The organism is Pulveribacter suum (assembly GCF_003013695.1).
Classification (GTDB): domain Bacteria; phylum Pseudomonadota; class Gammaproteobacteria; order Burkholderiales; family Burkholderiaceae_C; genus Melaminivora; species Melaminivora suum.
In genome coordinates this window covers 2,984,191-3,005,649 of sequence record NZ_CP027792.1, presented here as the reverse complement: position 1 = coordinate 3,005,649, position 21,459 = coordinate 2,984,191, and the positions used below count along the sequence as shown (strand labels likewise).

18 protein-coding genes are annotated in these 21,459 nt (G+C 67.2%); 15 read left to right on the top strand and 3 right to left on the bottom strand.

The features are described 5' to 3' along the window. Nucleotides 1–33: 33 nt before the first annotated feature. Entirely contained in the window at nucleotides 34–915 is an 882-nt protein-coding gene (ugpA, locus tag C7H73_RS13740; protein ID WP_106847165.1) for a sn-glycerol-3-phosphate ABC transporter permease UgpA, read from the bottom strand. Nucleotides 916–1,038: 123 nt separating this feature from the next. Continuing rightward, nucleotides 1,039–2,352: a sn-glycerol-3-phosphate ABC transporter substrate-binding protein UgpB gene (ugpB, locus tag C7H73_RS13735; RefSeq protein ID WP_106847164.1), complete on the bottom strand. Its 1,314-nt coding sequence runs from the start codon at nucleotides 2,350–2,352 to the stop codon at nucleotides 1,039–1,041. Nucleotides 2,353–2,638: 286 nt separating this feature from the next. Here ugpB and serA point away from each other — a divergent pair, with 286 nt between their 5' ends. The 13 genes from serA (at nucleotide 2,639) to C7H73_RS13670 (ending at nucleotide 18,556) form a co-directional block, all read left to right on the top strand. Beyond that, nucleotides 2,639–3,868 carry a phosphoglycerate dehydrogenase gene (gene serA, locus C7H73_RS13730; protein ID WP_106847163.1) on the top strand — a complete coding sequence of 410 codons (1,230 nt, stop codon included), beginning with the start codon at nucleotides 2,639–2,641 and terminating at the stop codon, nucleotides 3,866–3,868. Nucleotides 3,869–4,043: 175 nt separating this feature from the next. Next, nucleotides 4,044–7,973, top strand: a complete 3,930-nt coding sequence (locus C7H73_RS13725; protein ID WP_106847162.1) for a DUF3683 domain-containing protein — start codon at nucleotides 4,044–4,046, stop codon at nucleotides 7,971–7,973. Next, nucleotides 7,970–8,503 (top strand): HIT family protein, encoded by a 534-nt coding sequence (locus tag C7H73_RS13720; RefSeq protein WP_106847161.1) that lies wholly within the window; start codon nucleotides 7,970–7,972, stop codon nucleotides 8,501–8,503. Before C7H73_RS13725 ends, C7H73_RS13720 begins: the two co-directional genes overlap by 4 nt. Before the next feature lie 69 nt (nucleotides 8,504–8,572). Beyond that, on the top strand, nucleotides 8,573–8,989 hold the full coding sequence (locus C7H73_RS13715; RefSeq protein ID WP_106847160.1) for a gamma-butyrobetaine hydroxylase-like domain-containing protein: 417 nt from the start codon (nucleotides 8,573–8,575) through the stop codon (nucleotides 8,987–8,989). A 94-nt stretch (nucleotides 8,990–9,083) separates the two neighbouring features. After that, the gene (gene ubiE, locus C7H73_RS13710) at nucleotides 9,084–9,815 is read left to right on the top strand and encodes a bifunctional demethylmenaquinone methyltransferase/2-methoxy-6-polyprenyl-1,4-benzoquinol methylase UbiE (RefSeq protein ID WP_106847159.1); all 732 of its coding nucleotides are present in this window, start codon (nucleotides 9,084–9,086) and stop codon (nucleotides 9,813–9,815) included. Nucleotides 9,816–9,885: 70 nt separating this feature from the next. Continuing rightward, nucleotides 9,886–10,893 (top strand): Tim44 domain-containing protein, encoded by a 1,008-nt coding sequence (locus C7H73_RS13705; RefSeq protein WP_106847158.1) that lies wholly within the window; start codon nucleotides 9,886–9,888, stop codon nucleotides 10,891–10,893. Between the two features lie 89 nt (nucleotides 10,894–10,982). Beyond that, entirely contained in the window at nucleotides 10,983–11,582 is a 600-nt protein-coding gene (locus C7H73_RS13700) for a hypothetical protein (RefSeq protein ID WP_106847157.1), read from the top strand. Then, complete coding sequence (gene ubiB, locus C7H73_RS13695) at nucleotides 11,579–13,147, top strand: ubiquinone biosynthesis regulatory protein kinase UbiB (protein WP_106847156.1); 1,569 nt, start codon at nucleotides 11,579–11,581, stop codon at nucleotides 13,145–13,147. The genes C7H73_RS13700 and ubiB overlap by 4 nt, the downstream gene beginning before the upstream one ends. Before the next feature lie 72 nt (nucleotides 13,148–13,219). After that, a complete protein-coding gene (locus C7H73_RS13690) occupies nucleotides 13,220–14,671 on the top strand; it encodes a sodium:solute symporter family protein (protein ID WP_106847155.1) in 1,452 nt (483 codons plus the stop codon). Nucleotides 14,672–14,740: 69 nt separating this feature from the next. Beyond that, nucleotides 14,741–15,007 carry an FmdB family zinc ribbon protein gene (locus C7H73_RS13685; protein ID WP_106847154.1) on the top strand — a complete coding sequence of 89 codons (267 nt, stop codon included), beginning with the start codon at nucleotides 14,741–14,743 and terminating at the stop codon, nucleotides 15,005–15,007. A gap of 22 nt (nucleotides 15,008–15,029) precedes the next feature. Continuing rightward, nucleotides 15,030–15,653 (top strand): DUF502 domain-containing protein, encoded by a 624-nt coding sequence (locus C7H73_RS13680; protein ID WP_106847688.1) that lies wholly within the window; start codon nucleotides 15,030–15,032, stop codon nucleotides 15,651–15,653. Between the two features lie 97 nt (nucleotides 15,654–15,750). Next, a complete protein-coding gene (gene aspS / locus C7H73_RS13675) occupies nucleotides 15,751–17,550 on the top strand; it encodes an aspartate--tRNA ligase (protein ID WP_106847153.1) in 1,800 nt (599 codons plus the stop codon). Between the two features lie 67 nt (nucleotides 17,551–17,617). Continuing rightward, nucleotides 17,618–18,556, top strand: coding sequence for a restriction endonuclease (locus tag C7H73_RS13670; protein ID WP_106847152.1), 939 nt, complete (start codon nucleotides 17,618–17,620; stop codon nucleotides 18,554–18,556). A gap of 40 nt (nucleotides 18,557–18,596) precedes the next feature. Here C7H73_RS13670 and C7H73_RS13665 read toward each other — a convergent pair whose 3' ends face one another. Further along, entirely contained in the window at nucleotides 18,597–20,141 is a 1,545-nt protein-coding gene (locus C7H73_RS13665; RefSeq protein WP_170104814.1) for a sulfatase-like hydrolase/transferase, read from the bottom strand. Between the two features lie 81 nt (nucleotides 20,142–20,222). Between C7H73_RS13665 and nudB the strand changes: the two genes are divergently transcribed. Together nudB and C7H73_RS13655 are read left to right on the top strand one after the other, a co-directional pair. Next, nucleotides 20,223–20,681: a dihydroneopterin triphosphate diphosphatase gene (gene nudB, locus C7H73_RS13660; RefSeq protein WP_106847150.1), complete on the top strand. Its 459-nt coding sequence runs from the start codon at nucleotides 20,223–20,225 to the stop codon at nucleotides 20,679–20,681. Continuing rightward, entirely contained in the window at nucleotides 20,678–21,451 is a 774-nt protein-coding gene (locus C7H73_RS13655; protein ID WP_106847149.1) for an endonuclease/exonuclease/phosphatase family protein, read from the top strand. Before nudB ends, C7H73_RS13655 begins: the two co-directional genes overlap by 4 nt. Nucleotides 21,452–21,459: the final 8 nt, after the last annotated feature.

The window sequence follows — 21,459 nt, the reverse complement described above, 5'->3', positions numbered from 1 at the left end:
GTGGATGGAGCGAAGCGACATAGGGGGGTGTTCCTAATACTGGACTTTCTTCTCGACATAGCGGAACTGCACCACGGTGAGCGCCACCACGATCAGCATCAGGATCACCGACTGCGCGGCCGAGCCGCCCAGGTCCAGCGCCTTGAAGCCGTCCTGATAGACCTTGTAGACCAGGATGGAGGTGGACTGGCCAGGGCCTCCTTGCGTGGCCGCGTCGATGATGCCGAAGGTGTCGAAGAACGCGTACACGATGTTGATGACCAGCAGGAAGAAGGTGGTGGGCGACAACAGCGGCAGCTGGATGTTCCAAAAGCGCCGCCAGGCGCCTGCGCCGTCGATGGAGGCAGCTTCGATCAGCGCCTTCGGGATCGACTGCAGCCCGGCCAGGAAGAACAGGAAGTTGTAGGAGATCTGCTTCCACACCGAGGCGATGACGATCAGCGCCATGGCCTGGCCGTCGTTCATCATGTGGTTCCAGCCGTAGCCCAGCTCACCCAGGTAATAGGTGATGACGCCGATGGAGGGTGAGAACAGGAACACCCACAGCACGCCCGCGATCACCGGCGCCACGGCGTAGGGCACGATGAGCAGCGTCTTGTAGACCATGGCAAAGCGCACGATGCGGTCGGCAAAGATCGCCAGCACCAGCGCCAGCGCAATGCCGCTGCCGGCCACCAGGATCGAAAACAGCGCCGTGCGCTTGAAGGAATTCAGGTACGACGGGTCATCGAGCAGCTGCTGGAAGTTCTGCAGGCCCACCCACTCCTTGCTCATGCCGAAGGCGTCTTCCATCTGGAAGGACTGCAGCACCGCCTGCCAGGCCGGCCAGAAGAAGAACACGATGATGATGGCCAGCTGCGGTGCGATCAGCACCCACGGCAGCCAGGCGGAGCGGAAAAGTACGCGTTTTTCCATGACGGTCCAAAAACAAAAAACCGCCGGCGCACGGGGTGCCGCCGTCGGGAAAGGAAGCGGCCCGCGCGGGGGGGCGGGCCGCGGCCGCGGCGGGCGCCACTCACGGCGCGCGCCGGGCAGGGATTACTTCTTGTAGGACTTTTCGAAACGCGTCAGCAGTTCGTTGCCGCGGTTGACGATGGAATCCAGCGCTTCCTTGGCCGTCTTCTTGCCGGCCCACACCTGCTCGAGCTCTTCGTCCTCGATGGTGCGGATCTGCACGTAGTTGCCCAGGCGGATGCCGCGCGAGTTGTCGGTCACCTTGCGCACCATCTGGTTCACGGCGACGTCGGTGCCGGGGTTCTTTTGGTAGAAGCCGGACTTGTCGGTCAGCTCATACGCGGCCATGGTGATGGGCAGATAGCCCGTGCGCTGGTGGCTGGCGGCCTGCACCTTGGTCTGCGACAGGAACTCGAAGAACTTGGCAACGCCCTTGTACTCCTCGGCCTTCTTGCCGGCCATGACCCACAGCGAGGCGCCACCGATCACGGTGTTTTGCGGCGCACCCTTCACGTCCGGGTAGTAGGGCAGGGGAGCGATGGCGTAGGCGAACTTGGCGTTCTTGGCCACGTCGCCATAAAAGCCCGAGGACGTCTGGATCATGGCGCACTCGCCCGACGTGAACGACGCCTGCGCGGCCGAGCCGCGGCCCTTGTAGACGAATTCGCCGTTCTTGGCGGCCTGCGCCAGGTTGTCGATGTGCTTGACGTGCAGGGGCGAATTGAGCTTCAGGCGTGCCTTGTAGCCGTTGGCGGACAGGCCGTTCTTCTCGGTGGCGAACTCCACGTTGTGCCAGGCCGAGAAGGATTCGAGCTGCGTCCAGCCCATCCAGGCCAGCGTCATCGGGCAGCTGTGGCCGCTGGCCTTGAGCTTCTTGGCGGCATCGAACACTTCGGGCCAGGTGGCGGGCGCCTTGTCCGGGTTCAGGCCGGCCTTCTTGAAGGCGTCCTTGTTGATGTAGAAGACGGTGGTCGAGCTGTTGAACGGCATGCTCAGCATCTCGCCGCTGGGCGCGGTGTAGTAGCCGGCGACGGCAGGGATGTAGCCGGCGGGGTTGAAGTCCGCGCCAGCGTCCTTCATGACCTTGCCCACGGGCACGGTGGCGCCCTTGCTGGCCATCATGGTGGCCGTGCCCACTTCGAACACCTGCAGGATGTGCGGCGCATTGCCCGAGCGGAAGGCGGCGATGGCGGCTGTCATGCTTTCGTCATACACGCCCTTGAAGGTGGGCACGACGCGGTAGTCCTTCTGGCTTTCGTTGAACTGCTTGGCCAGGTCATTGACCCACTCGTTGTTGACCGCTGTCATCGAGTGCCACCACTGGATCTCGGTCTGCGCCTGAGCGGCAAAGCTGACGGCGAGCATGGAGGCGGCCAGTGCCAGATGTTTGACTTGCATGGGGTGAAAGCTCCTTTTTAGGGAAATGACGGATGGCGAAAACGCACGATGGTGGCGCCGCCTTGTGACGGGAACATGTCGTTGTGGCACAGCAAAAAGCGCTCATCAACGGGGATTACCCGCCGCCCGGGAGGTGCAAATTGTGACACTTCCATTACGCAAAGCTGACAAGTAGGGGACTTATGTCCCTGTGCGGCGCGGGCCCGGCCGGCCAATCGCCTGACGTCAGTAAGGATTTGTGCACTGCACAATGATGGCCTCCCTGCAACTCCACCGGTGTTTCTCCATGCCCAAGACCTCCCTGGACAAAAGCAAGATCAAGTTTTTGCTGCTCGAAGGCGTGCACGCCTGCGCCGTCGAGGCCCTGGCTGCTGCCGGCTACACCAACGTGCAGCGGCTGCCCGGGGCGCTGGAGGGCCAGGAGCTCAAGGACAAGCTGGCGGACGCGCACTTCGTGGGCATCCGCTCGCGCACCCAGCTGACCGCCGAGGTGCTGGCCGCCGCGCCCAAGCTGGTGGCCATCGGGGCGTTTTGCATCGGCACCAACCAGATCGACCTGGCGGCGGCACGCGAGCGCGGCATTGCCGTGTTCAACGCGCCGTACTCCAACACCCGCTCGGTGGCCGAGCTGGTGCTGGCCGAGGCCATCCTGCTGCTGCGCGGCATTGCCGAGAAGAACGCCGTGGCGCACCGCGGCGGCTGGCTGAAAAGCGCGGAGGGCGCGTTCGAGGCGCGCGGCAAGACGCTGGGCATCGTCGGCTACGGCGCCATCGGCTCGCAGCTGTCGGTGCTGGCCGAAAGCCTGGGCATGCACGTGATCTTTCATGACGTGGTGGCCAAGCTGCCGCTGGGCAATGCGCGCCAGGCGCCGTCGCTGGCGGCGCTGCTGGCCGAGGCCGACATCGTCAGCCTGCACGTGCCCGAGCTGCCTTCCACGCAGTGGATGATGGGCGCCGCCGAGATCGCCGCCATGAAGCCCGGCGCCATCCTGATCAACGCTTCGCGTGGCACGGTGGTGGAGATCGATCCGCTGGCCGAAGCCATCAGGAGCGGCCGCCTGGCGGGCGCGGCCATCGACGTCTTCCCCAAGGAACCCAAGAGCAACAAGGACGAGTTCGTCTCGCCCCTGCGCGGGCTGGACAACGTCATCCTCACGCCGCACATCGGCGGCTCCACCGTGGAGGCGCAGGCCAACATCGGCCTGGAGGTGGCGCACAAGCTCATCCGCTACAGCGACAACGGCACCAGCACTTCGTCGGTCAACTTTCCCGAGGTGGCGCTGCCCGCCCACGAGGGCAAGCACCGCCTGCTGCACATCCACCAGAACGTGCCGGGCGTGCTGTCGCAGATCAACCGCATCCTGTCGGACAACCACATCAACATCGCCGCGCAGTACCTGCAGACGCGCGAGGACATCGGCTACGTGGTGATTGACCTGGATGCGCGCTCCTCCGACCTGGCGCTGGAAAAGCTCGCCCAGGTGCCGGGCACGCTGCGCACACGGGTGCTGTTTTGATCTATTGCTATTGAAGTGATAGCTGCCAGCGCTTGTCCATCAAGCGTTTGGGCCGTTTTTCAGTGCAAACGCTGGCCCGGCTGCGGTGCGCCGGGATCTTTGGAGGGGGTCGCTTAAAATCGCCAGCCCCCGAGCCACGAGGGTGCATGCCGCGCCCGTCCCCAGGTTGATTCCCATGAACGTTCCGATTGCGCTGGCGGCCCTGCAGGGCGCGCAGGGCGGGCAGACCGCCCGGCTGCGCGAGATCCCGTACAACTACACCTCGTTTTCCGATCGCGAGATCGTCATCCGCCTGCTGGGCGAGCCGGCCTGGGCCGTGCTGGACGAGCTGCGCCGCGAGCGCCGCACGGGCCGCTCCGCGCGCATGCTGTATGAGGTGCTGGGCGACATCTGGGTCGTGCAGCGCAACCCCTACCTGCAGGACGACCTGCTGCACAACCCGGATCGGCGCCGGCTGCTGGTGGACGCCCTGCGCCACCGCATGGCCGAGATCGAAAAGCGCCGCCTGCCGCACGAGGACGCCGAGCGCGACCGCCGCGTGGGCCAGCTGGTGGATGCCGCGCAGCGCGCCATCGCCGAGTTCGACAGCACGCTGGCCGAGGTGGCGCGCATGCGCCGCGAAGCGCAAAAGCGCTTTGCCCGCCTGACGGCCAAGGACAACATCAAGTTCGACGGCCTGTCGCGCGTGTCGCACGTGACGGACGCCACCGACTGGCGCGTGGAATACCCCTTCGTGGTGCTCACGCCCGACACCGAGGCCGAGATGGCGCAGCTGGTCAAGGCCTGCATCGAGCTGGAGCTGACCATCATCCCGCGCGGCGGCGGCACCGGCTACACGGGCGGCGCCATTCCGCTGACCTGGCGCAGCGCCGTCATCAACACCGAAAAGCTCGAAGCCATGACGGCGGTGGAGATGCGCCGCCTGCCCGGGCTGGAGCAGGAGGTGGCCACCGTCTGGACCGAGGCCGGCGTGGTCACCCAGCGTGTGGCTGATGCGGCCGAAGCCGCCGGCTTCGTCTTCGCGGTGGACCCGACCAGCGCCGAGGCCTCGTGCATCGGCGGCAACATCGCTATGAACGCCGGCGGCAAGAAGGCCGTGCTGTGGGGCACGGCGCTGGACAACCTGGCCAGCTGGCGCATGGTGACGCCCCAGGGGCAGTGGCTGGAGGTCACGCGCATCGCGCACAACCTGGGCAAGATCCACGACGCGGAGGTTGCCAGCTTCGAGCTGGCGTACTACGAGGCCGACGGTCGCACTCCCATTCGCACCGAGCGGCTGGACATCCCCGGCAAGACCTTTCGCAAGGAAGGCCTGGGCAAGGACGTGACGGACAAGTTCCTGTCGGGCCTGCCGGGCGTGCAAAAGGAAGGCACGGACGGCCTGATCACCAGCGCGCGCTGGATCGTGCACCGCATGCCCGAGCACACGCGCACCGTCTGCCTGGAGTTCTTCGGCAACGCCCGCGACGCCGTGCCCAGCATCGTGGAGATCAAGGACTTCATGTTTGCCGAGCAGCGGCAAAGCGGCGTGCTGCTGGCCGGCCTGGAGCACCTGGACGACCGCTACCTCAAGGCCGTGGGCTACGCCACCAAGTCCAAGAAGGGCAACGGCCGGCTGCCCAAGATGGTGCTGATCGGCGACATCGTGGGCGACGACCAGGACGCCGTGGCGCGCGCCGCCGCCGAGGTGGTGCGCATCGCCAACTCGCGCTCGGGCGAGGGCTTCACGGCGGTGAGCGCCGAGGCGCGCAAGAAGTTCTGGCTCGACCGCAAGCGCACGGCGGCCATCTCGCGCCATACCAACGCCTTCAAGATCAACGAGGACGTGGTCATCCCGCTGCCGCGCATGTGGGAGTACACGGACGGCATCGAGCGCATCAACATCGAGCTCAGCTTGCGCAACAAGCTGAAGCTGTGCGCGCAGCTGCAGGACTTCCTGGCGCAGGGCAAGCTGCCGCTGGGTAAACAGGACGACGCCGCCGGCATCCCCGCCGCCGAGCTGCTGGGTGACCGCGTGGCCCAGGCCCGCGCCCTGGTCGAAGAGGTGCGCCAGACTTGGGCAGAGTGGCTGGACAACGTGGAGGTGCTGTTCCCGCAATTGCAGGACCACACGCTGCGCGCCAGCTGGAAGGCGCAGATCAGGAAGCCCCTGGCGACCCTCTTCGCCGGCGCCCCCTTCCAGCCGATCCTGGAGCAGCTGGATGCCATCCACCAGCGCGTGCTCAAGGGCCGTGTGTGGGTGGCCCTGCACATGCACGCCGGCGACGGCAATGTGCACACCAACATCCCCGTCAACAGCGATGACTACGAGATGCTGCAGACGGCGCACGAGGCGGTGGCGCGCATCATGGTGCTGGCGCGCAGCCTGGACGGGGTGATTTCGGGCGAGCACGGCATCGGCATCACCAAGCTGGAATTTCTGACCGACGAGGAGCTGGCGCCCTTTGCCGAATACAAGCGCCGGGTGGACCCGCACGGGCACTTCAACCGCGGCAAGCTGCTACGCAATCAGGAGCTGCTGGCGCAGTCTGCACAAGGGCTACAGACCGATTCGGCCCATAAAGGCTCGCGCACCTCGCTGATGTTCGCCGACCTGACCAATGCCTACACGCCCAGCTTCGGGCTGATGGGGCATGAGTCGCTGATCATGCAGCAGAGCGACATCGGCGACATCGTCGCCAGCGTCAAGGACTGCCTGCGCTGCGGCAAGTGCAAGCCGGTGTGCGCCACCCACGTGCCGCGCGCCAACCTGTTGTACAGCCCGCGCAACAAGATCCTGGCCACCTCGCTGCTGGCCGAGGCCTTCTTGTACGAGGAGCAGACGCGCCGGGGCATCTCCAGCCACCACTGGCAGGAGTTCGAGGATGTGGCCGACCACTGCACCGTGTGCCACAAGTGCTTCAATCCCTGCCCGGTGAAGATCGACTTCGGCGACGTGACCATGAACATGCGCAACCTGCTGCGCAAGATGGGCAAGAAGAGCTGGCGGCCGGGCAACGCCCTGGCCATGACCATGCTGAACGCCACCGACCCGCGCACCATTGGCGCGCTGCGTGCCGGCATGGTGGGCGTGGGCTACAAGGCCCAGCGCCTGGCGGTGGACGTGCTGGCCGCCGTGGCCCGCAAGCAGACCGCGCACCCGCCCGCCACTGTGGGGCCGGCGCCCCTCAAGGAGCAGGTCATCCACTTCGTGAACAAGAAGCTGCCCGGCGGGCTGCCCACGAAGACGGCGCGCGCGCTGCTGGACATCCAGGACAAGGACTACGTGCCCATCATCCGCAACCCCGAAACGCGGGCGGACAGCGAGGCGGTGTTCTACTTTCCGGGCTGCGGCTCCGAGCGGCTGTTTTCCCAGGTGGGCCTGGCCACGCAGGCCATGCTGTGGCATGCCGGCGTGCAGACGGTGCTGCCGCCGGGCTATCTGTGCTGCGGCTACCCGCAGCGCGGCAGCGGCCAGTTCGACCGCGCCGAGAAGATGATCACCGACAACCGGGTGCTGTTCCACCGCGTGGCCACCACGCTGAACTACCTGGACATCAAGACGGTGGTGGTCTCGTGCGGCACCTGCTACGACCAGCTGCAGGGCTACCAGTTCGACAAGATCTTCCCCGGCAGCCGCATCATCGACATCCACGAATACCTGCTGGAAAAGGGCATCACGCTGCCCGCGGGCCAGGGCGGCTACCTGTACCACGAGCCCTGCCACAACCCCATGAAGCAGGGCGACTCGATGCAGACCGTGCGCGCGCTGGTGGGCGACAAGGTCTTGAAGAGCGAGCGCTGCTGCGGCGAGTCGGGCACGCTGGGCGTGACGCGGCCCGACGTGGCCACGCAGGTGCGCTTTCGCAAGGAAGAAGAGATCAGGAAGGGCGAGGCCCAGCTGCGCGCCAGCGGCGCCGTGGGGGCGCAGGACAACATCAAGATCCTGACCAGCTGCCCCAGCTGCCTGCAGGGCATCTCGCGCTACCAGGGCGACCTGCAAAACGGCTTGCTCGAAGCCGACTACATCGTCATCGAGATGGCGCGGCAGATCCTGGGCGAGAACTGGCTGCCCGAGTACGTGCAGCGCGCCAACGCCGGCGGCATCGAGCGGGTGCTGGTATGACTGCGGCCCCCACGCTCGGCACTGGCGTGTCCTTGCAGGCCCCCGAGGGGGCGCTCGCCGCCTTGGGGCGGCCCGGCGGCGGCTCGAACTGCCCCTTGTGCGCGGCTGAAGGCGGCACGGTGCTGTGGCGCGGCGAGCAGCTGCGCGTCATCCACGTGGACGAGCCGGGCTTCCCGGCGTTCTACCGCGTGGTCTGGAACGCGCACGTGGCCGAGTTCTCCGACCTCGCCGAGGGCCAGCGCCAGCACTGCATGCAGGCCGTGGCGCTGGTCGAGCAGGCCCTGCGCGAACATGCGCAGCCGGACAAGGTCAACCTGGCCAGCCTGGGCAACGTGGTGCCGCACCTGCACTGGCACGTGATCGCCCGCCACGCCTGGGACAGCCACTGGCCCGCCCCCCTGTGGGCCGCGCCCCAGCGCGCGCGCGAGCCCGAACGCGAGGCCGAGCTGGCCGCGCGGCTGCCCGCGCTGCACGAGGCGCTGCGCGAGCGGCTGGCCGCCTGGGGTGGCGCCCCGGCGCAATCATTTTGATAGCTGCTGACGCTTGCCAGTTAAGCGCTGGCGGCATTTTTTGCCCTGAACCAGGCACGAGGTGAATCCATGGCACAACACGATCACAACCCCACGCCCCAGGCCATCACCGTGCACGAACAGTCGCGCGTGCTGGAGGTGGCGTTCGATGACGGCGCCGTGTTCCGCATCCCCTTCGAGCTGCTGCGCGTGTATTCGCCCTCGGCCGAGGTGCAGGGCCACGGGCCGGGCCAGGAGGTGCTGCAGACCGGCAAGCGCCAGGTCACCCTGGTGCACCTGGAGCCGGTGGGCCACTACGGCGTGCGCCCGGCGTTTTCCGACGGGCACGACAGCGGCATCTACACCTGGGCCTATCTTTATGAGCTCGGCCGCGACCAGGAGGCGCTCATGCGCGAGTACGAGCGCCGCCTGGCCGAGGCCGGTGCCGACCGCGACACGCCCATGCAGGCCCGCGCCAAGGCGGGTGGCGGCTGCGGCGGGCACTGACGCCGCCGCGCCGTGACCTGATAGCGACACAAGCCCCACGCCGGTGCGGGGTTGTCCCTGTACGCACCGCCAACCCCTCGCCTAGCATGACGCCATGAACACCACCCATTTCGGCTTTCAGTCGGTCGATGAGCACGACAAGGCGCGCCGCGTGCGCGGCGTGTTCGACTCCGTCGCACCCAGGTACGACCTGATGAACGACCTGATGTCCGCCGGCATGCACCGCGTCTGGAAGGCCTACACGGTGATGGTGGCCAACCTGCGCGAGGGCGACCAGGTGCTGGACATCGCCGGGGGCACGGGCGACCTGGCGCTGGCGTTCTCCAAAAAGGTCGGCACCACCGGCCGCGTGGTGCACACCGACATCAACGAGGCCATGCTGCGCACCGGGCGCGACCGCCTGATCAACGCCGGCGTGGTGCTGCCCACGGCGGTGTGCGACGCCGAGCACCTGCCGTTTGCCGACAACCACTTCGATCTGGTCAGCGTCGCCTTCGGCCTGCGCAACATGACGCACAAGGACGCCGCCCTGCGCGAGATGTGCCGGGTGCTCAAGCCCCGCGGGCGGCTGCTGGTGCTGGAGTTCTCCAAGGTCGCCAAGCCCCTGTCCAAGGCCTACGACTGGTACTCCTTCAAGGTGCTGCCACGCCTGGGCTCGATGGTGGCCGGCGACGCCGCCAGCTACCAGTACCTGGCCGAGTCCATCCGCATGCACCCGGGCCAGGAGGAGCTCAAATCCCTCATGAAACAAAGTGGCTTTGGGCATGTGGACTATCACAACATGACAGGCGGAGTGGTCGCGCTGCATGTTGGAATCAAGTGCTGAACGAATACAACGGGCGGGCGAAATCCGCTTTCAAGGGCGCTCGCCGCTCACTCATTCCTCGGGAGATGACATGAACAGCAAACTGTGGTCCGTGGCGCTGGTGGCCATGCTGGCGCTGGTGCACCTGGACGCCGACGCGCGCCGCATGGGCGGCGGCAAGTCCTTCGGGCGCCAGTCCTCCAACGTCACGCAGCGCGAGGCCACGCCGCCGCGCGCTCCGGGCGCACCGGCCCAGAACGCTTCGCCGCAGACCCCCGCAGCGCCTGCCGCCGCGGGCGCTGCGGCCGCTGCCGCCCCCAAGAAGCCCTGGGGCGCCATGCTTGGCGGCCTGGCTGCGGGCCTGGGCCTGGCCTGGCTGGCCAACTCGCTGGGCCTGGGTGCGGGTTTTGCCCAGTTCCTGATGTTTGCGCTGCTGGGGCTGGTGGTGCTGGCGGCAGTGCGCATGTTCATGCGCTCGCGCCAGCCGGCCGCGGCCGCCAGCGCGTCGCCCTTTGCCTTCCAGGGCGCGGGCGCCGGCACGCCGCCCGCGGACGTGCAGATGCCGCGCCAGTACAACCCCGAGAAGGTGGGCAACGACGCTTCGGCCCGCCCCTGGGAGCGCGCCGGCACGGCCTTTCAGGGCCACAGTGGCGCGGCGGCGGGTGGCTCCATGATCGGCGCCGCCCTGGCCGGCTCGCAAAATTGGGGTGTGCCCGAGGGGTTTGACACCGAGGGCTTCCTGACGGCCGCCAAGCGCAACTTCACTACGCTGCAGGCTGCCTGGGACCGCTCGGACATCGCCACACTGCGCTCCATGATGACCGACGCCATGCTGGGCGAGATCCGCACCCAGCTGGCCGAGCGCGAGCAGCACCGCGGCGGCGCCGAGCCCAACCACACCGACGTGGTCATGCTGGAGGCGCAGCTGCTGGGCATCGAGGACCTGGGTGACGGCTACATGGCCAGCGTGGAGTTCTCCGGCATGATCCGCGAAGAGGCTTCCGCCGGCCCCAGCCCCTTCCGCGAGGTCTGGAACATGACCAAGCCCAAGAGCGGCACGAGCGGCTGGCTGGTGGCCGGTCTGCAGGCACTGCAGTAGTCCACCACGCTCAGTCAGCGAAGAGGGCGCTGCACGCTCGGCCAAAAAGCCGACAGTGCAGCCACCACTTCGGGGAATAATCGGGGGCTATGTCTAAGCAGTCCCCTTTTTCGTTTCTGGACGGCCTCATGGAACGCGTCGTTTCCGGCCCGCAACCGCCGGCCTGGCTGGTGCACGAGGTGCAGCACCGCGCGGTGCTGTTCCTGAACCACGTGCTGATGCAGGAGCGTGAAGCGATGGACCGCCTGGCACGCCAGGCCGGCCGCACGGCCCATGTGCAATGGCGCAACTTCTCCATGACGCTGCAGCTCACCCCGGCCGGTCTGCTGGACCTGGCCCCCGAGGGCGCCGCGCCCGACCTGCGGCTGCAGGTGGCTGACGCCTCGCCGCTGTCGCTGGCACGCAGCGCCCTGGCCGGCGAGCGGCCCGCCATCCGCATCGAGGGCGACGTGCAGCTGGCCGCCGACATCAACTGGGTGGTGGACAACGTGCGCTGGGACGTGGAGGACGACCTGGCCCGCATCATCGGCGATGCGCCTGCGCGCACCGTGGCAGGCGTGGCCGAACGCGTGGCCGCAGCGCTGCGCCGCTTCGTCGGCGCACGCATGGGCGCCGCTGCATCGGAGCGCGACGTCGGCGCCCACGGCGCCGGCGACAGCGGCATCTCCTCTTACCGCTCGCCGCCATGAGGCGCTTTGCCCGCGGCTTCACCATCGTGCGGGTGGTGCTGCGCCATGGCCTGGACGAGGTCGTCCTGTCCAGCTTTCGCCATCCCTGGCTGCATTCGTTCACCCGCGTGATCACGTTCGGGCGCCGGCTGGATGCGCCCCGCGGCGTGCGGCTGCGCCTGGCGCTGGAAAGCCTGGGCCCCATCTTCGTGAAGTTCGGCCAGGTGCTGTCCACCCGGCGCGACCTGATGCCGCCGGACATCGCCGACGAGCTGGCGCTGCTGCAGGACCGCGTGCCGCCGTTCGACCCGGCGATCTCGGTGGCGACCATCGAGCGGGCTTTTCGCCGGCCCATCGATCAGGTGTTCGTCTCGTTCGAGCGCACGCCCGTGGCCAGCGCGTCGATCGCCCAGGTGCACTTTGCCGTCATCCGCGACCGCCACGGCCGCGAGCGCGACGTAGCCGTCAAGGTGCTGCGCCCGGGCATGCTGCCGGTGATCGACCGCGATCTGGAGCTGATGGGCATGACGGCCGGCTGGGTCGAGCGGCTGTCGGCCGACGGCAAGCGCCTAAAGCCCCGCCAGGTGGTGGCCGAGTTCGACAACTACCTGCACGACGAGCTCGACCTGATCCGCGAGGCCGCCAATGCCGCGCAGCTGCGGCGCAACATGAAGGACGTCGGCCTGGTGCTGATCCCCGAGATCTTCTGGGATTACTGCCATCCCGACGTGCTGGTGATGGAGCGCATGAACGGTGTGCCCATCAGCCAGATCGCGCGCCTGCGCGAGGCCGGCGTGGACATCCCCAAGCTGGCGCGCGACGGCGTGACCATCTTCTTCACCCAGGTGTTCCGCGATGGCTTCTTCCACGCCGACATGCACCCGGGCAACATCCAGGTCAGCCTGGACCCCGATACGTTCGGGCGCTACATCTCGCTGGACTTCGGCATCGTCGGCACGCTCACCGAGTCCGACAAGGAGTACCTGGCGCAAAACTTTGTGGCGTTCTTCCGTCGCGACTACAAGCGCGTGGCCCAGCTGCATATCGAAAGCGGCTGGGTGCCGGCCAACACCCGCGTGAACGAGCTCGAGTCGGCCATCCGCGCCGTGTGCGAGCCGTACTTCGACCGGCCGCTCAAGGAAATTTCGCTGGGCATGGTGCTCTTGCGCCTGTTCCAGACCTCGCGGCGCTTCCAGGTGGAGATCCAGCCGCAACTGGTGCTGTTGCAAAAGACGCTGCTCAACATCGAAGGCCTGGGCCGCCAGCTCGACCCGGACCTGGACCTGTGGAGCACGGCCAAGCCGTTCCTGGAAAAGTGGATGCTCGACCAGCTCGGCCCCAAGCGCCTGTGGCGCGAGCTGCAGCTGGAGGCGCCGCGCTACGCCAAGGTCCTGCCGGAACTGCCGCGCCTGATGCACGAGTACCTCAGCCGCCGCGGCCAGGGCGAGGGCCGCGCCGAGCTGCTGGCGCTGCTGGCCGAGCAAAAGCGCACCAACCGCCTGCTGCAGGCCCTGATCTATGGCGGCGTCGGCTTCCTGCTGGGGCTGATCGTGATGCAGCTCATCGCGCGCCTGCGGGTGTTCTAAGCGCACCCTCCGCGCTTTCCCCTTTCCTTTCCCTCTCTCGTCCACCCCTCTTCTTCCTTCAGGAGTTGCCACGTGTTGCTCTTCATGGTGATCGCCTACCTGTTTGTCACCATCGGCATCGGCCTGTGGGCCGCCAGGCGTGTGCAGAACACAGCCGATTTCGCCATCGCCGGCCGGCACCTGCCCATGTACATGATCATCACCACCACGTTCGCCACGTGGTTCGGCTCGGAGATCGTGCTGGGCGTGCCGGCCAAGTTCATCAAGGGAGGCTTGAACGCGGTGGTGGAAGACCCGTTCGGCGCTGGCATGTGCCTGATCCTGGTGGGCGCGTTCTTCGCCGCCAAGCTGTACCGCATGTCGCTGCTCACCATCAGCGACTACTACCGCGAGCGCTACGGGCGCAGCATCGAGGTGGTCTGCTCGCTGATCATCATGCTGAGCTACCTGGGGTGGGTGTCGGCGCAGGTCACGGCCCTGGGCTTGGTGTTCAACCTGCTGTCGGGCGGGACGATCTCCATCGCCTGGGGCATGGCCATCGGCGTGGCTTCCATCCTGGTCTACACCCTGTGGGGCGGCATGTGGTCGGTGGCGGTGACGGACTTCATCCAGATGATCATCCTGGTGGTGGGCCTCCTGGCGCTGTCGTTCTTCGCCGCCGACATGGCCGGCGGCGCCGGCAAGGTCATCGACCTGGCGACCAGCCGCGACATGTTCCGCTTCTGGCCCGAGCCGACCTGGCACGAAGTCATCTTCTTCTTCGGCGCGGCCATCACCATGATGCTGGGCTCCATTCCGCAGCAGGACGTGTTCCAGCGCGTGATGTCGGCCAAGACCGAAAAGGCCGCCACGCACGGCACGGTGATCGGCGGCACGGCCTACATTCTGTTCGCCTTCGTGCCCATGTTCCTGGTGGCCAGCGCCTTGATCATCATGCCCGAGCAGACCGCGGCGCTGCTGGAGGACGACCCGCAGAAGGTGCTGCCCACGCTGGTCATGGAGCGCATGCCGGTCCTCATGCAGGTGCTGTTCTTCGGCGCGCTGCTGTCGGCCATCAAGTCCTGCGCCTCGGCCACGCTGCTGGCGCCGGCCGTCACCTTCACCGAAAACATCTGGCGCCAGTTCCGCCCCACCTATATCAGCGACGACGAGAACCTGCGCATCATGCGCATCAGCGTCTTCGTGTTCGCCGTTTGCGTGCTGATTTACTCCATCAAGATGGAAGGCACGCCGATTTTCGAGCTGGTCTCCGGCGCCTACCAGGTGCCGCTGGTGGGCGCCTTCGTGCCGCTGGTGTTCGGCCTGTACTGGAAGCGCGCCAACACCCAGGGCGCGCTGTGCGCCGTGGTGCTGGGCATCGGCACCTGGGTGCTGTTCATGGTGACCCCGGCACTGGGCGACGCCTTCCCGCAGCAGCTGGCCGGCGTGCTGGCGGCCTTGGGCGGCATGGTCGGCGGGTCGCTGGCGCCGCAGTTCGTGCGCAACGCCCATCTGGCCGCCCAGCCCGTGGCAGGCCTGGACTGAACGCCGCGGGAAAAGCCCGCCATTGCCTATAATTGCGGGTTTTTCCTCGCCCTCCAGCGCGTTTTTGCAATGCCTATTTACGCCTACCAGTGCGGCTCCTGCGGCCATGCCAGGGACGTGCTGCAGAAAATCGCCGACGCCCCGCTCACAACCTGCCCGGCCTGCGGCGCCCCGGCCTTCGCCAAACAGCTGACGGCCCCGGGCTTTCAGCTCAAGGGCACGGGCTGGTATGCCACCGACTTCAGCGGTCGCAAGCCGCCCGCCCCCGAGGCTGCTCCTGAAAAAGTAGCTGCCAGCGCAAGCCCGGCGCCGGCTACAGGCACTTCTGATGCCTGAAAAGCCGAGCAAGGCCACCCCCATGGCAGCGGTGCGCAAATGGCTGTTCACCGGCTTGCTGGTGGTGGTGCCGGGCGTCATCACGGCCTGGGTGCTGTCCTGGATCGTCGGCGCGCTGGATCAGACGCTGGGCATCCTGCCCGGCTCCTGGCAGCCCGACCGGCTGCTGGGCTTTCACATTCCCGGCTTCGGCGTGCTGCTCACTTTGAGCATCCTGCTGGTGGTGGGCGCCTTTGCCAGCAACTTTGCCGGCCGCAAGCTGGTGGAGTGGGGCGACGCGCTGGTCAGCCGCATCCCGGTGGTGCGCTCCATCTACTCCAGCGTCAAGCAGGTCTCGGACACGCTGTTTTCCGAGAGCGGTAATGCCTTTCGCACCGCCGTGCTGGTGCAGTGGCCGCGCGAAGGCGTGTGGACGGTGGCCTTCATCACCGGTACACCCAGCGGCGAGGTGGCGGCCCATCTGCGCGATGAGTTCGTCAGCGTCTATGTGCCGACCACACCCAACCCCACGGGCGGCTACTTCGTGCTCATGCGCAAGAGCGACTGCGTGGAGCTGGACATGAGCATCGACGCGGCCCTCAAGTACATTGTTTCGATGGGAGTCGTGGCCCCGCCCGACCCCCTGGCTGCCGAGGCCGGCAAGTAGTTGCCCGGGGCGGCCAGACCGGCAGTCCCATGCCCCGCAGCACCCTCATCACCACCGTTGCGCCTCCGGGGCGCAGGAAGAAAAAGAGCTCCCTCCCATGTCCATGCGCTCCCACTACTGCGGTCTCGTGACCGAAGCCCTGATGGGCCAAACCGTCACCCTGTGCGGCTGGGTGAACCGCCGCCGCGACCATGGCGGCGTGATCTTCATCGACCTGCGCGACCGCGAAGGCTACGTGCAGGTGGTGTGCGACCCGGACCGCCCGGAGATGTTCAAGGTGGCCGAAGACATCCGCAACGAGTTCTGCGTGCGGGTGTTGGGCCTGGTGCGCCCGCGCCCCGAAGGAACCACCAACGACAAGCTCAAGAGCGGCCAGATCGAGGTGCTGTGCCACGAGCTGGTGGTGCTCAACCCCTCCGTCACGCCGCCCTTCCAGATGGACGATGACAACCTGTCGGAGACCACGCGCCTGACCCACCGCGTCATGGACCTGCGCCGCCCGGCCATGCAGCGCAACATGATGCTGCGCTACAAGACCGCCATCCAGGTGCGCAACTTCCTGGACAAAGAAGGCTTCATCGATATTGAGACGCCCATGCTGGGCAAGAGCACGCCTGAAGGTGCGCGCGACTACCTGGTCCCGAGCCGCGTGCACGACGGCCAGTTTTTCGCGCTGCCGCAGTCGCCCCAGCTGTACAAGCAGATGCTGATGGTGGCCGGCTACGACCGCTACTACCAGATCACCAAGTGCTTCCGCGACGAGGACCTGCGCGCCGACCGCCAGCCCGAGTTCACGCAGATCGACTGCGAGACGTCCTTCTTGGGTGAAGAGGAGATCCGCGCCATCTTCGAGCGCATGATCCGCGAGGTCTTCAGCACGCAGCTGGGCGTGCAGCTGGGCGACTTCCCCACCATGAGCTACCAGGAGGCGGCGCGCCGTTTCGGCTCGGACAAGCCCGACCTGCGCGTCAAGCTCGAATTCACCGAGCTGACCGACGTCATGGCCGACGTGGACTTCAAGGTGTTCTCCACCCCCGCCACGACCAAGGGCGGGCGCGTGGTCGCGCTGCGCGTGCCGGGCGGCAGCGCCATCAGCCGCGGCGAGATCGACCAGTACACCGAGTTCGTGAAGATCTACGGCGCCAAGGGCCTGGCCTGGATCAAGGTCAACGAGGCCGCCAAGGGCCGCGAGGGCCTGCAGTCGCCTATCGTCAAGAACATCCACGACGCGGCGCTGGCCGAGATCCTCAAGCGCACCGGCGCGCAGGACGGCGACCTGCTGTTCTTCGGCGCCGACAAAGAAAAGGTCGTCAACGACAGCATCGGCGCCCTGCGCCTGAAAGTCGGCCACAGCGAATTCGGCAAGAAGAGCGGGCTGTTCGAGGACCGCTGGGCGCCGCTGTGGGTGGTGGACTTTCCCATGTTCGAGCACGACGAGGAAGACGGCCGCTGGGTGGCCGTGCACCACCCTTTCACCAGCCCGAAGGATGGCCACGAGGACCTGATGGACACCGACCCGGGCCAGTGCCTGGCCAAGGCCTACGACATGGTGCTGAACGGCTGGGAGCTGGGCGGCGGCTCGGTGCGTATCCACCGCGCCGAGGTGCAGGCCAAGGTCTTTGCGGCGCTGAACATCAGCCCCGAAGACCAGCGCCTGAAGTTCGGCTACCTGCTGGATGCGCTGCAGTACGGCGCGCCCCCGCACGGCGGCCTGGCCTTCGGCCTGGACCGCCTCATCACCCTGATGACCGGCGCCGAGTCCATTCGCGACGTGATCGCCTTCCCCAAGACCCAGCGCGCGCAGGACCTGCTGACGCAGGCCCCGTCGCCGGTCGATGAAAAGCAGCTGCGCGAGCTGCACATCCGCCTGCGCAACCCGGGAGTGGCTGCGGGCTGAGGCCGGCAGGGCCTTGGGCACAATCACAGGGGCGCCCTTTGGGGCGCCCTTTTTTCTAGGAGCGTGAATGCAAAAGCCGCTTTCAAAGTCCCAGACCCTGGCCGCCAAGGTCATGTTTGCTGCGCTTGAGTTGCTGCTCGAACGCAAGGCTCAAATGAAAGCCAGCCAGATCCTGGACACGATAGAGGACAGGCTGGCTCTTGATGATTGGGCGCGGGAGGTTATCGAAAGCAACGGGTTGCCGCGTTGGCGCATGTACGCCCATTTCTTTTCCGTCGACGCAGTGAAGGCGGGATTCCTGGTCAAGGAGCGTGGCCTGTGGGGCCTAACAGATGCCGGCGTGCAGGCTCTTGCCCAAGGAGAGCAAGGTTATTTTCTTCTGGCGCAACAGGGGTATAGGCGTTGGAAGGCAAGGCAGCTGGCGAACGCCGTGGAAACAAAGCAGGGAAAGACGGTGGACGCAGGAGGCGCCGAGGAAGCGGAACCAGCTCCACCGGAGGCGCGCCTGGCGGACATTCAGCGTGAGGTAGAGGGTGCCCTGACCGCGGAAATACTCGAGCGGATTGCTGCTTGCTCACCTGCCTATTTCGAACGCCTCGTCGTGCAGCTCATGATCAAGATGGGCTACGGCGGCAGCCGCGAGGAAGCGGGCCGCGCCGTCGGCCGCAGTGGCGATGGCGGCATCGACGGCGTCATCAACGAAGACCGTCTGGGGCTAGACGCCATTTACCTGCAGGCCAAACGCTGGGCGAACGTGGTGGGCCGGCCCGACATCCAGCAGTTCGTCGGCGCCCTGGCAGGCCAGCGCGCCAGCAAGGGCGTGTTCATCACCACCTCCCGCTTCACCCAGGAAGCGCGCGACTACGCAGCGCACAGCAACTACAAGGTCGTGCTGATCGACGGCGAACGCCTGGCGGACCTGATGATTGAGCACGATTTGGGCGTGTCTGTGGCCGCCACGTACCAGCTCAAGCGCATCGATTCAGATTTCTTCACCGAGGAATGAAAGCGCGGCCAGCTGAGGCACCTGCCCGCTGGCCCGCAGCTCACTGCGGCGTGCAGGCATCACCCCGCTTCACCTCGCCCCAGGGCCGCCCCTTGTAGCGCGGCGCGTCCGTCTCGGTCCAGGCAGGAGCGGCGGCCACATCGCTGAAGCCGGTGGCGCGCAGGGCCAGGCGGGCCAGCAGGGCGTTGCTGTGGCGTGCGTCCACTTTGTCCTGCTCGGTGAAGCGGGGCAGCAGCTCGGACAGGGACTGGCGCAGGCGGGCGTTGCCCCAGGCCAGCAGGGGCACTTCTAGGCTGGTCACGGACAGGCCGTGGCGGTAGTCGCTCGCGCAGGGCGGCAGGATCATGCCGTGGTCGCTGGCGTACAGCAGCAGGGCCGTTTGCGCGGCTGAGCGCTGGTCGGCCAGGGCGATCCATTGCGCCAGCAGGTCGCTGGTGTAGCGGATGGTGTTGTCGTAGGCGTCTGGCAGGCGGTAGTCGCGGGCGGGGTAGCGCTGCTCCAGCTGGGTGTGGCTGCCGTAGGTGTGCAGCACGATCAGCTTGCGCGGGGCGGGGTCGGCCAGCGCGGCCTCCAGGTGCGGGGTCAGCACGCCGTCGTGCTCGCCGTCGCCCACCTTGCGATAGACATCGGCCGAGCGGCGCAGGGCGCGCAGGAAAAAGTCCTCCTGCGTGTCAAAGGCGCGCGAGTTGCTGAAGACGAACGTTTTGTAGCCGGCCTGCGGGCTGTGCGCCAGGTCCAGGAAGGTGGGTGCGGCCTGCTCGACGCTGGCGCCCATGTCCATGCCCGTGAGCAAGAACGGCAGGGCGGTCGAGGTGACGAAGCCGTGGGCCATGGTGCGGGCAGTCTGCAGCCCTTCGATGGCGCGCAGCGGTGCGTTGGTGTCCTCCTGGGCATAGCCCAGCAGCGACCAGCGGGCCGCCGAGGCGCTTTCGCCCAGCACCACCACCACCGTGTCCACCTGCGGCCCGGCCACTGGCGCAGTGGGCAGGCGCGGCTGGTACAGCAGGGCGGCGGCGATCTCCGTCTGGCGTACCGCAGCCGAGACCACCTGCAGCGGATAGGCATGGCGCAACCGGTAGACGAAGCGCTTGGACAGCGACTCGCGGCTGAACGCCCAGCCGCACAGCACGACCCAGGCGCACAGCACCAGCCACAGCACGCGCCGCCCGCCCGGCTGGCTGCGCAGCGCGCGCCAGTGCGGGGCATGGCGCAGCACCAGCACGCTGGCAAGCGTGGCCACGGCCAGCCACGCCAGCAGCCAGCCGAGCACGTCCACCGACAGGGCGGAGGCGAACTCCCGCAGCTCGCCGGCGTTGGTGCGCGCTGCCGTCAGCATGAAAGAGTCGTCCACCAGCACGCCGAAATAGTGGATGTGCACCACGTTTGCCGCGCCCGCCAGCACCAGCGCCAGCAGCGCCAGCGCGCGCGTCGGGCGCAGGTACACCAGGGGCCACCACAGCAGCGCCGACAGGGGCACGAGCACCCCGGTGCGCAGGTCGGGCGTACCCAGCAGGGGCGGGGCAAACAGGACGGTCCAGGCCAGGAAGGCCAGCGTGGTCGCGTTCGGGAGGGCAGGCGTGCGCATCAGCGGGCAGCGGGAGGGCGAGAAAGGGCGCGAATATAACGTTTTGAAACCCGTGCCTGCCGCGCCCATACTGCCTTTGCCATGCCCAAGATTCCCGAATCCGTTCTGGTGGTCATCCACACCTGCGCGCTGGACGTGCTCTTGCTGCGCCGCGCCGCGCTGCACGAAGGTCAGCCCTTCTGGCAGTCGGTGACCGGCAGCAAGGACTGGCCAGAGGAACCCTGGCGCGAGGCGGCCGCGCGCGAGGTGGCCGAGGAAACGGGTATCCAGGCAGGCGCTGCCGGCTGCCTGCTGACCGACTGGGGCCTGGAGAACACCTACGCCATCTACCCCGAATGGCAGCACCGCTACGCCCCCGGGGTGTGGCACAACACCGAGCGGGTGTTTGGCTTGCAGGTGCCGGCCGACACGCCCGTGGCCTTGAATCCGCGGGAGCACACGGAATATGCATGGTTGAATTGGCGCGAGGCGGCTGACCGCTGCCGTTCGTCCTCCAATGCCGAAGCCATTTTGTGGCTGCCCAGATTCATCCTGCCATGACCGTGCTGCCTACCGACCCTCACGCCGCCGCCGAGCACCCCGGCATCCTGCGCGTGGCCACCTACAACATTCACAAGGGCGTGCAGGGCATGGGCCCGGCGCGCCGCCTGGAGATCCACAACCTGGGCCTGGCGGTGGAGCAGCTGGACGCGGACATCGTCTGCCTGCAGGAGGTGCGCTCGGTAAACCGGCGCGAGGCCCAGTACTTCGACCGCTGGCCCCAGGTGCCGCAGGCGCAGTACCTCGCGCCGGAGGGCTACGAGGCGGTGTACCGCACCAACGCCTTCACGCGCCACGGTGAGCACGGCAACGCCCTGCTCACGCGCTGGCCGGTGCTGGGCCACAGGCACGAGGACATCTCTGACCATCGTTTCGAGCAGCGCGGCCTGCTGCACGTCGAGGTGGAGGTGCAGGGCCGTCCGGTGCATGCCATCGTGGTGCATCTGGGCCTGATCGCCGGCAGCCGCATCCGCCAGGTGGCGCAGCTGCAGCGCTTCATCGAACGCGAGGTGCCCGCCGGGGCGCCGCTGGTGGTGGCGGGCGACTTCAACGACTGGGGCCTGCAGATCAAGCGCATGCTGGCCGGCTTCGGCCTGTTCGAGTACGACGAGTCGCCCGATGCCTTCACCTACCCGGCGCGCCTGCCCATGGTGCAGCTGGACCACGTGTATGTGCGCGGCCTGCGTCCGCTGTCGCTGCAGGTGCCGCGCGGGCGCATCTGGTGGCGCATGTCCGACCACCTGCCGCTGATCGCGGAATTCCAGCTGTAGTCTTGGGG

Coding starts and splice junctions, on each gene's coding strand:
- ugpB (WP_106847164.1), bottom strand. CDS start 2,352: ATGCAAGTCAAACATCTGGCACTGGCCGCCTCCATGCTCGCCGTCAGC.
- C7H73_RS13655 (WP_106847149.1), top strand. CDS start 20,678: ATGACCGTGCTGCCTACCGACCCTCACGCCGCCGCCGAGCACCCCGGC.
- C7H73_RS13680 (WP_106847688.1), top strand. CDS start 15,030: ATGGCAGCGGTGCGCAAATGGCTGTTCACCGGCTTGCTGGTGGTGGTG.
- C7H73_RS13700 (WP_106847157.1), top strand. CDS start 10,983: ATGTCTAAGCAGTCCCCTTTTTCGTTTCTGGACGGCCTCATGGAACGC.
- nudB (WP_106847150.1), top strand. CDS start 20,223: ATGCCCAAGATTCCCGAATCCGTTCTGGTGGTCATCCACACCTGCGCG.
- ugpA (WP_106847165.1), bottom strand. CDS start 915: ATGGAAAAACGCGTACTTTTCCGCTCCGCCTGGCTGCCGTGGGTGCTG.
- serA (WP_106847163.1), top strand. CDS start 2,639: ATGCCCAAGACCTCCCTGGACAAAAGCAAGATCAAGTTTTTGCTGCTC.
- C7H73_RS13670 (WP_106847152.1), top strand. CDS start 17,618: ATGCAAAAGCCGCTTTCAAAGTCCCAGACCCTGGCCGCCAAGGTCATG.
- ubiB (WP_106847156.1), top strand. CDS start 11,579: ATGAGGCGCTTTGCCCGCGGCTTCACCATCGTGCGGGTGGTGCTGCGC.
- aspS (WP_106847153.1), top strand. CDS start 15,751: ATGTCCATGCGCTCCCACTACTGCGGTCTCGTGACCGAAGCCCTGATG.
- C7H73_RS13715 (WP_106847160.1), top strand. CDS start 8,573: ATGGCACAACACGATCACAACCCCACGCCCCAGGCCATCACCGTGCAC.
- C7H73_RS13725 (WP_106847162.1), top strand. CDS start 4,044: ATGAACGTTCCGATTGCGCTGGCGGCCCTGCAGGGCGCGCAGGGCGGG.
- C7H73_RS13665 (WP_170104814.1), bottom strand. CDS start 20,141: ATGCGCACGCCTGCCCTCCCGAACGCGACCACGCTGGCCTTCCTGGCC.
- ubiE (WP_106847159.1), top strand. CDS start 9,084: ATGAACACCACCCATTTCGGCTTTCAGTCGGTCGATGAGCACGACAAG.
- C7H73_RS13705 (WP_106847158.1), top strand. CDS start 9,886: ATGAACAGCAAACTGTGGTCCGTGGCGCTGGTGGCCATGCTGGCGCTG.
- C7H73_RS13720 (WP_106847161.1), top strand. CDS start 7,970: ATGACTGCGGCCCCCACGCTCGGCACTGGCGTGTCCTTGCAGGCCCCC.
- C7H73_RS13685 (WP_106847154.1), top strand. CDS start 14,741: ATGCCTATTTACGCCTACCAGTGCGGCTCCTGCGGCCATGCCAGGGAC.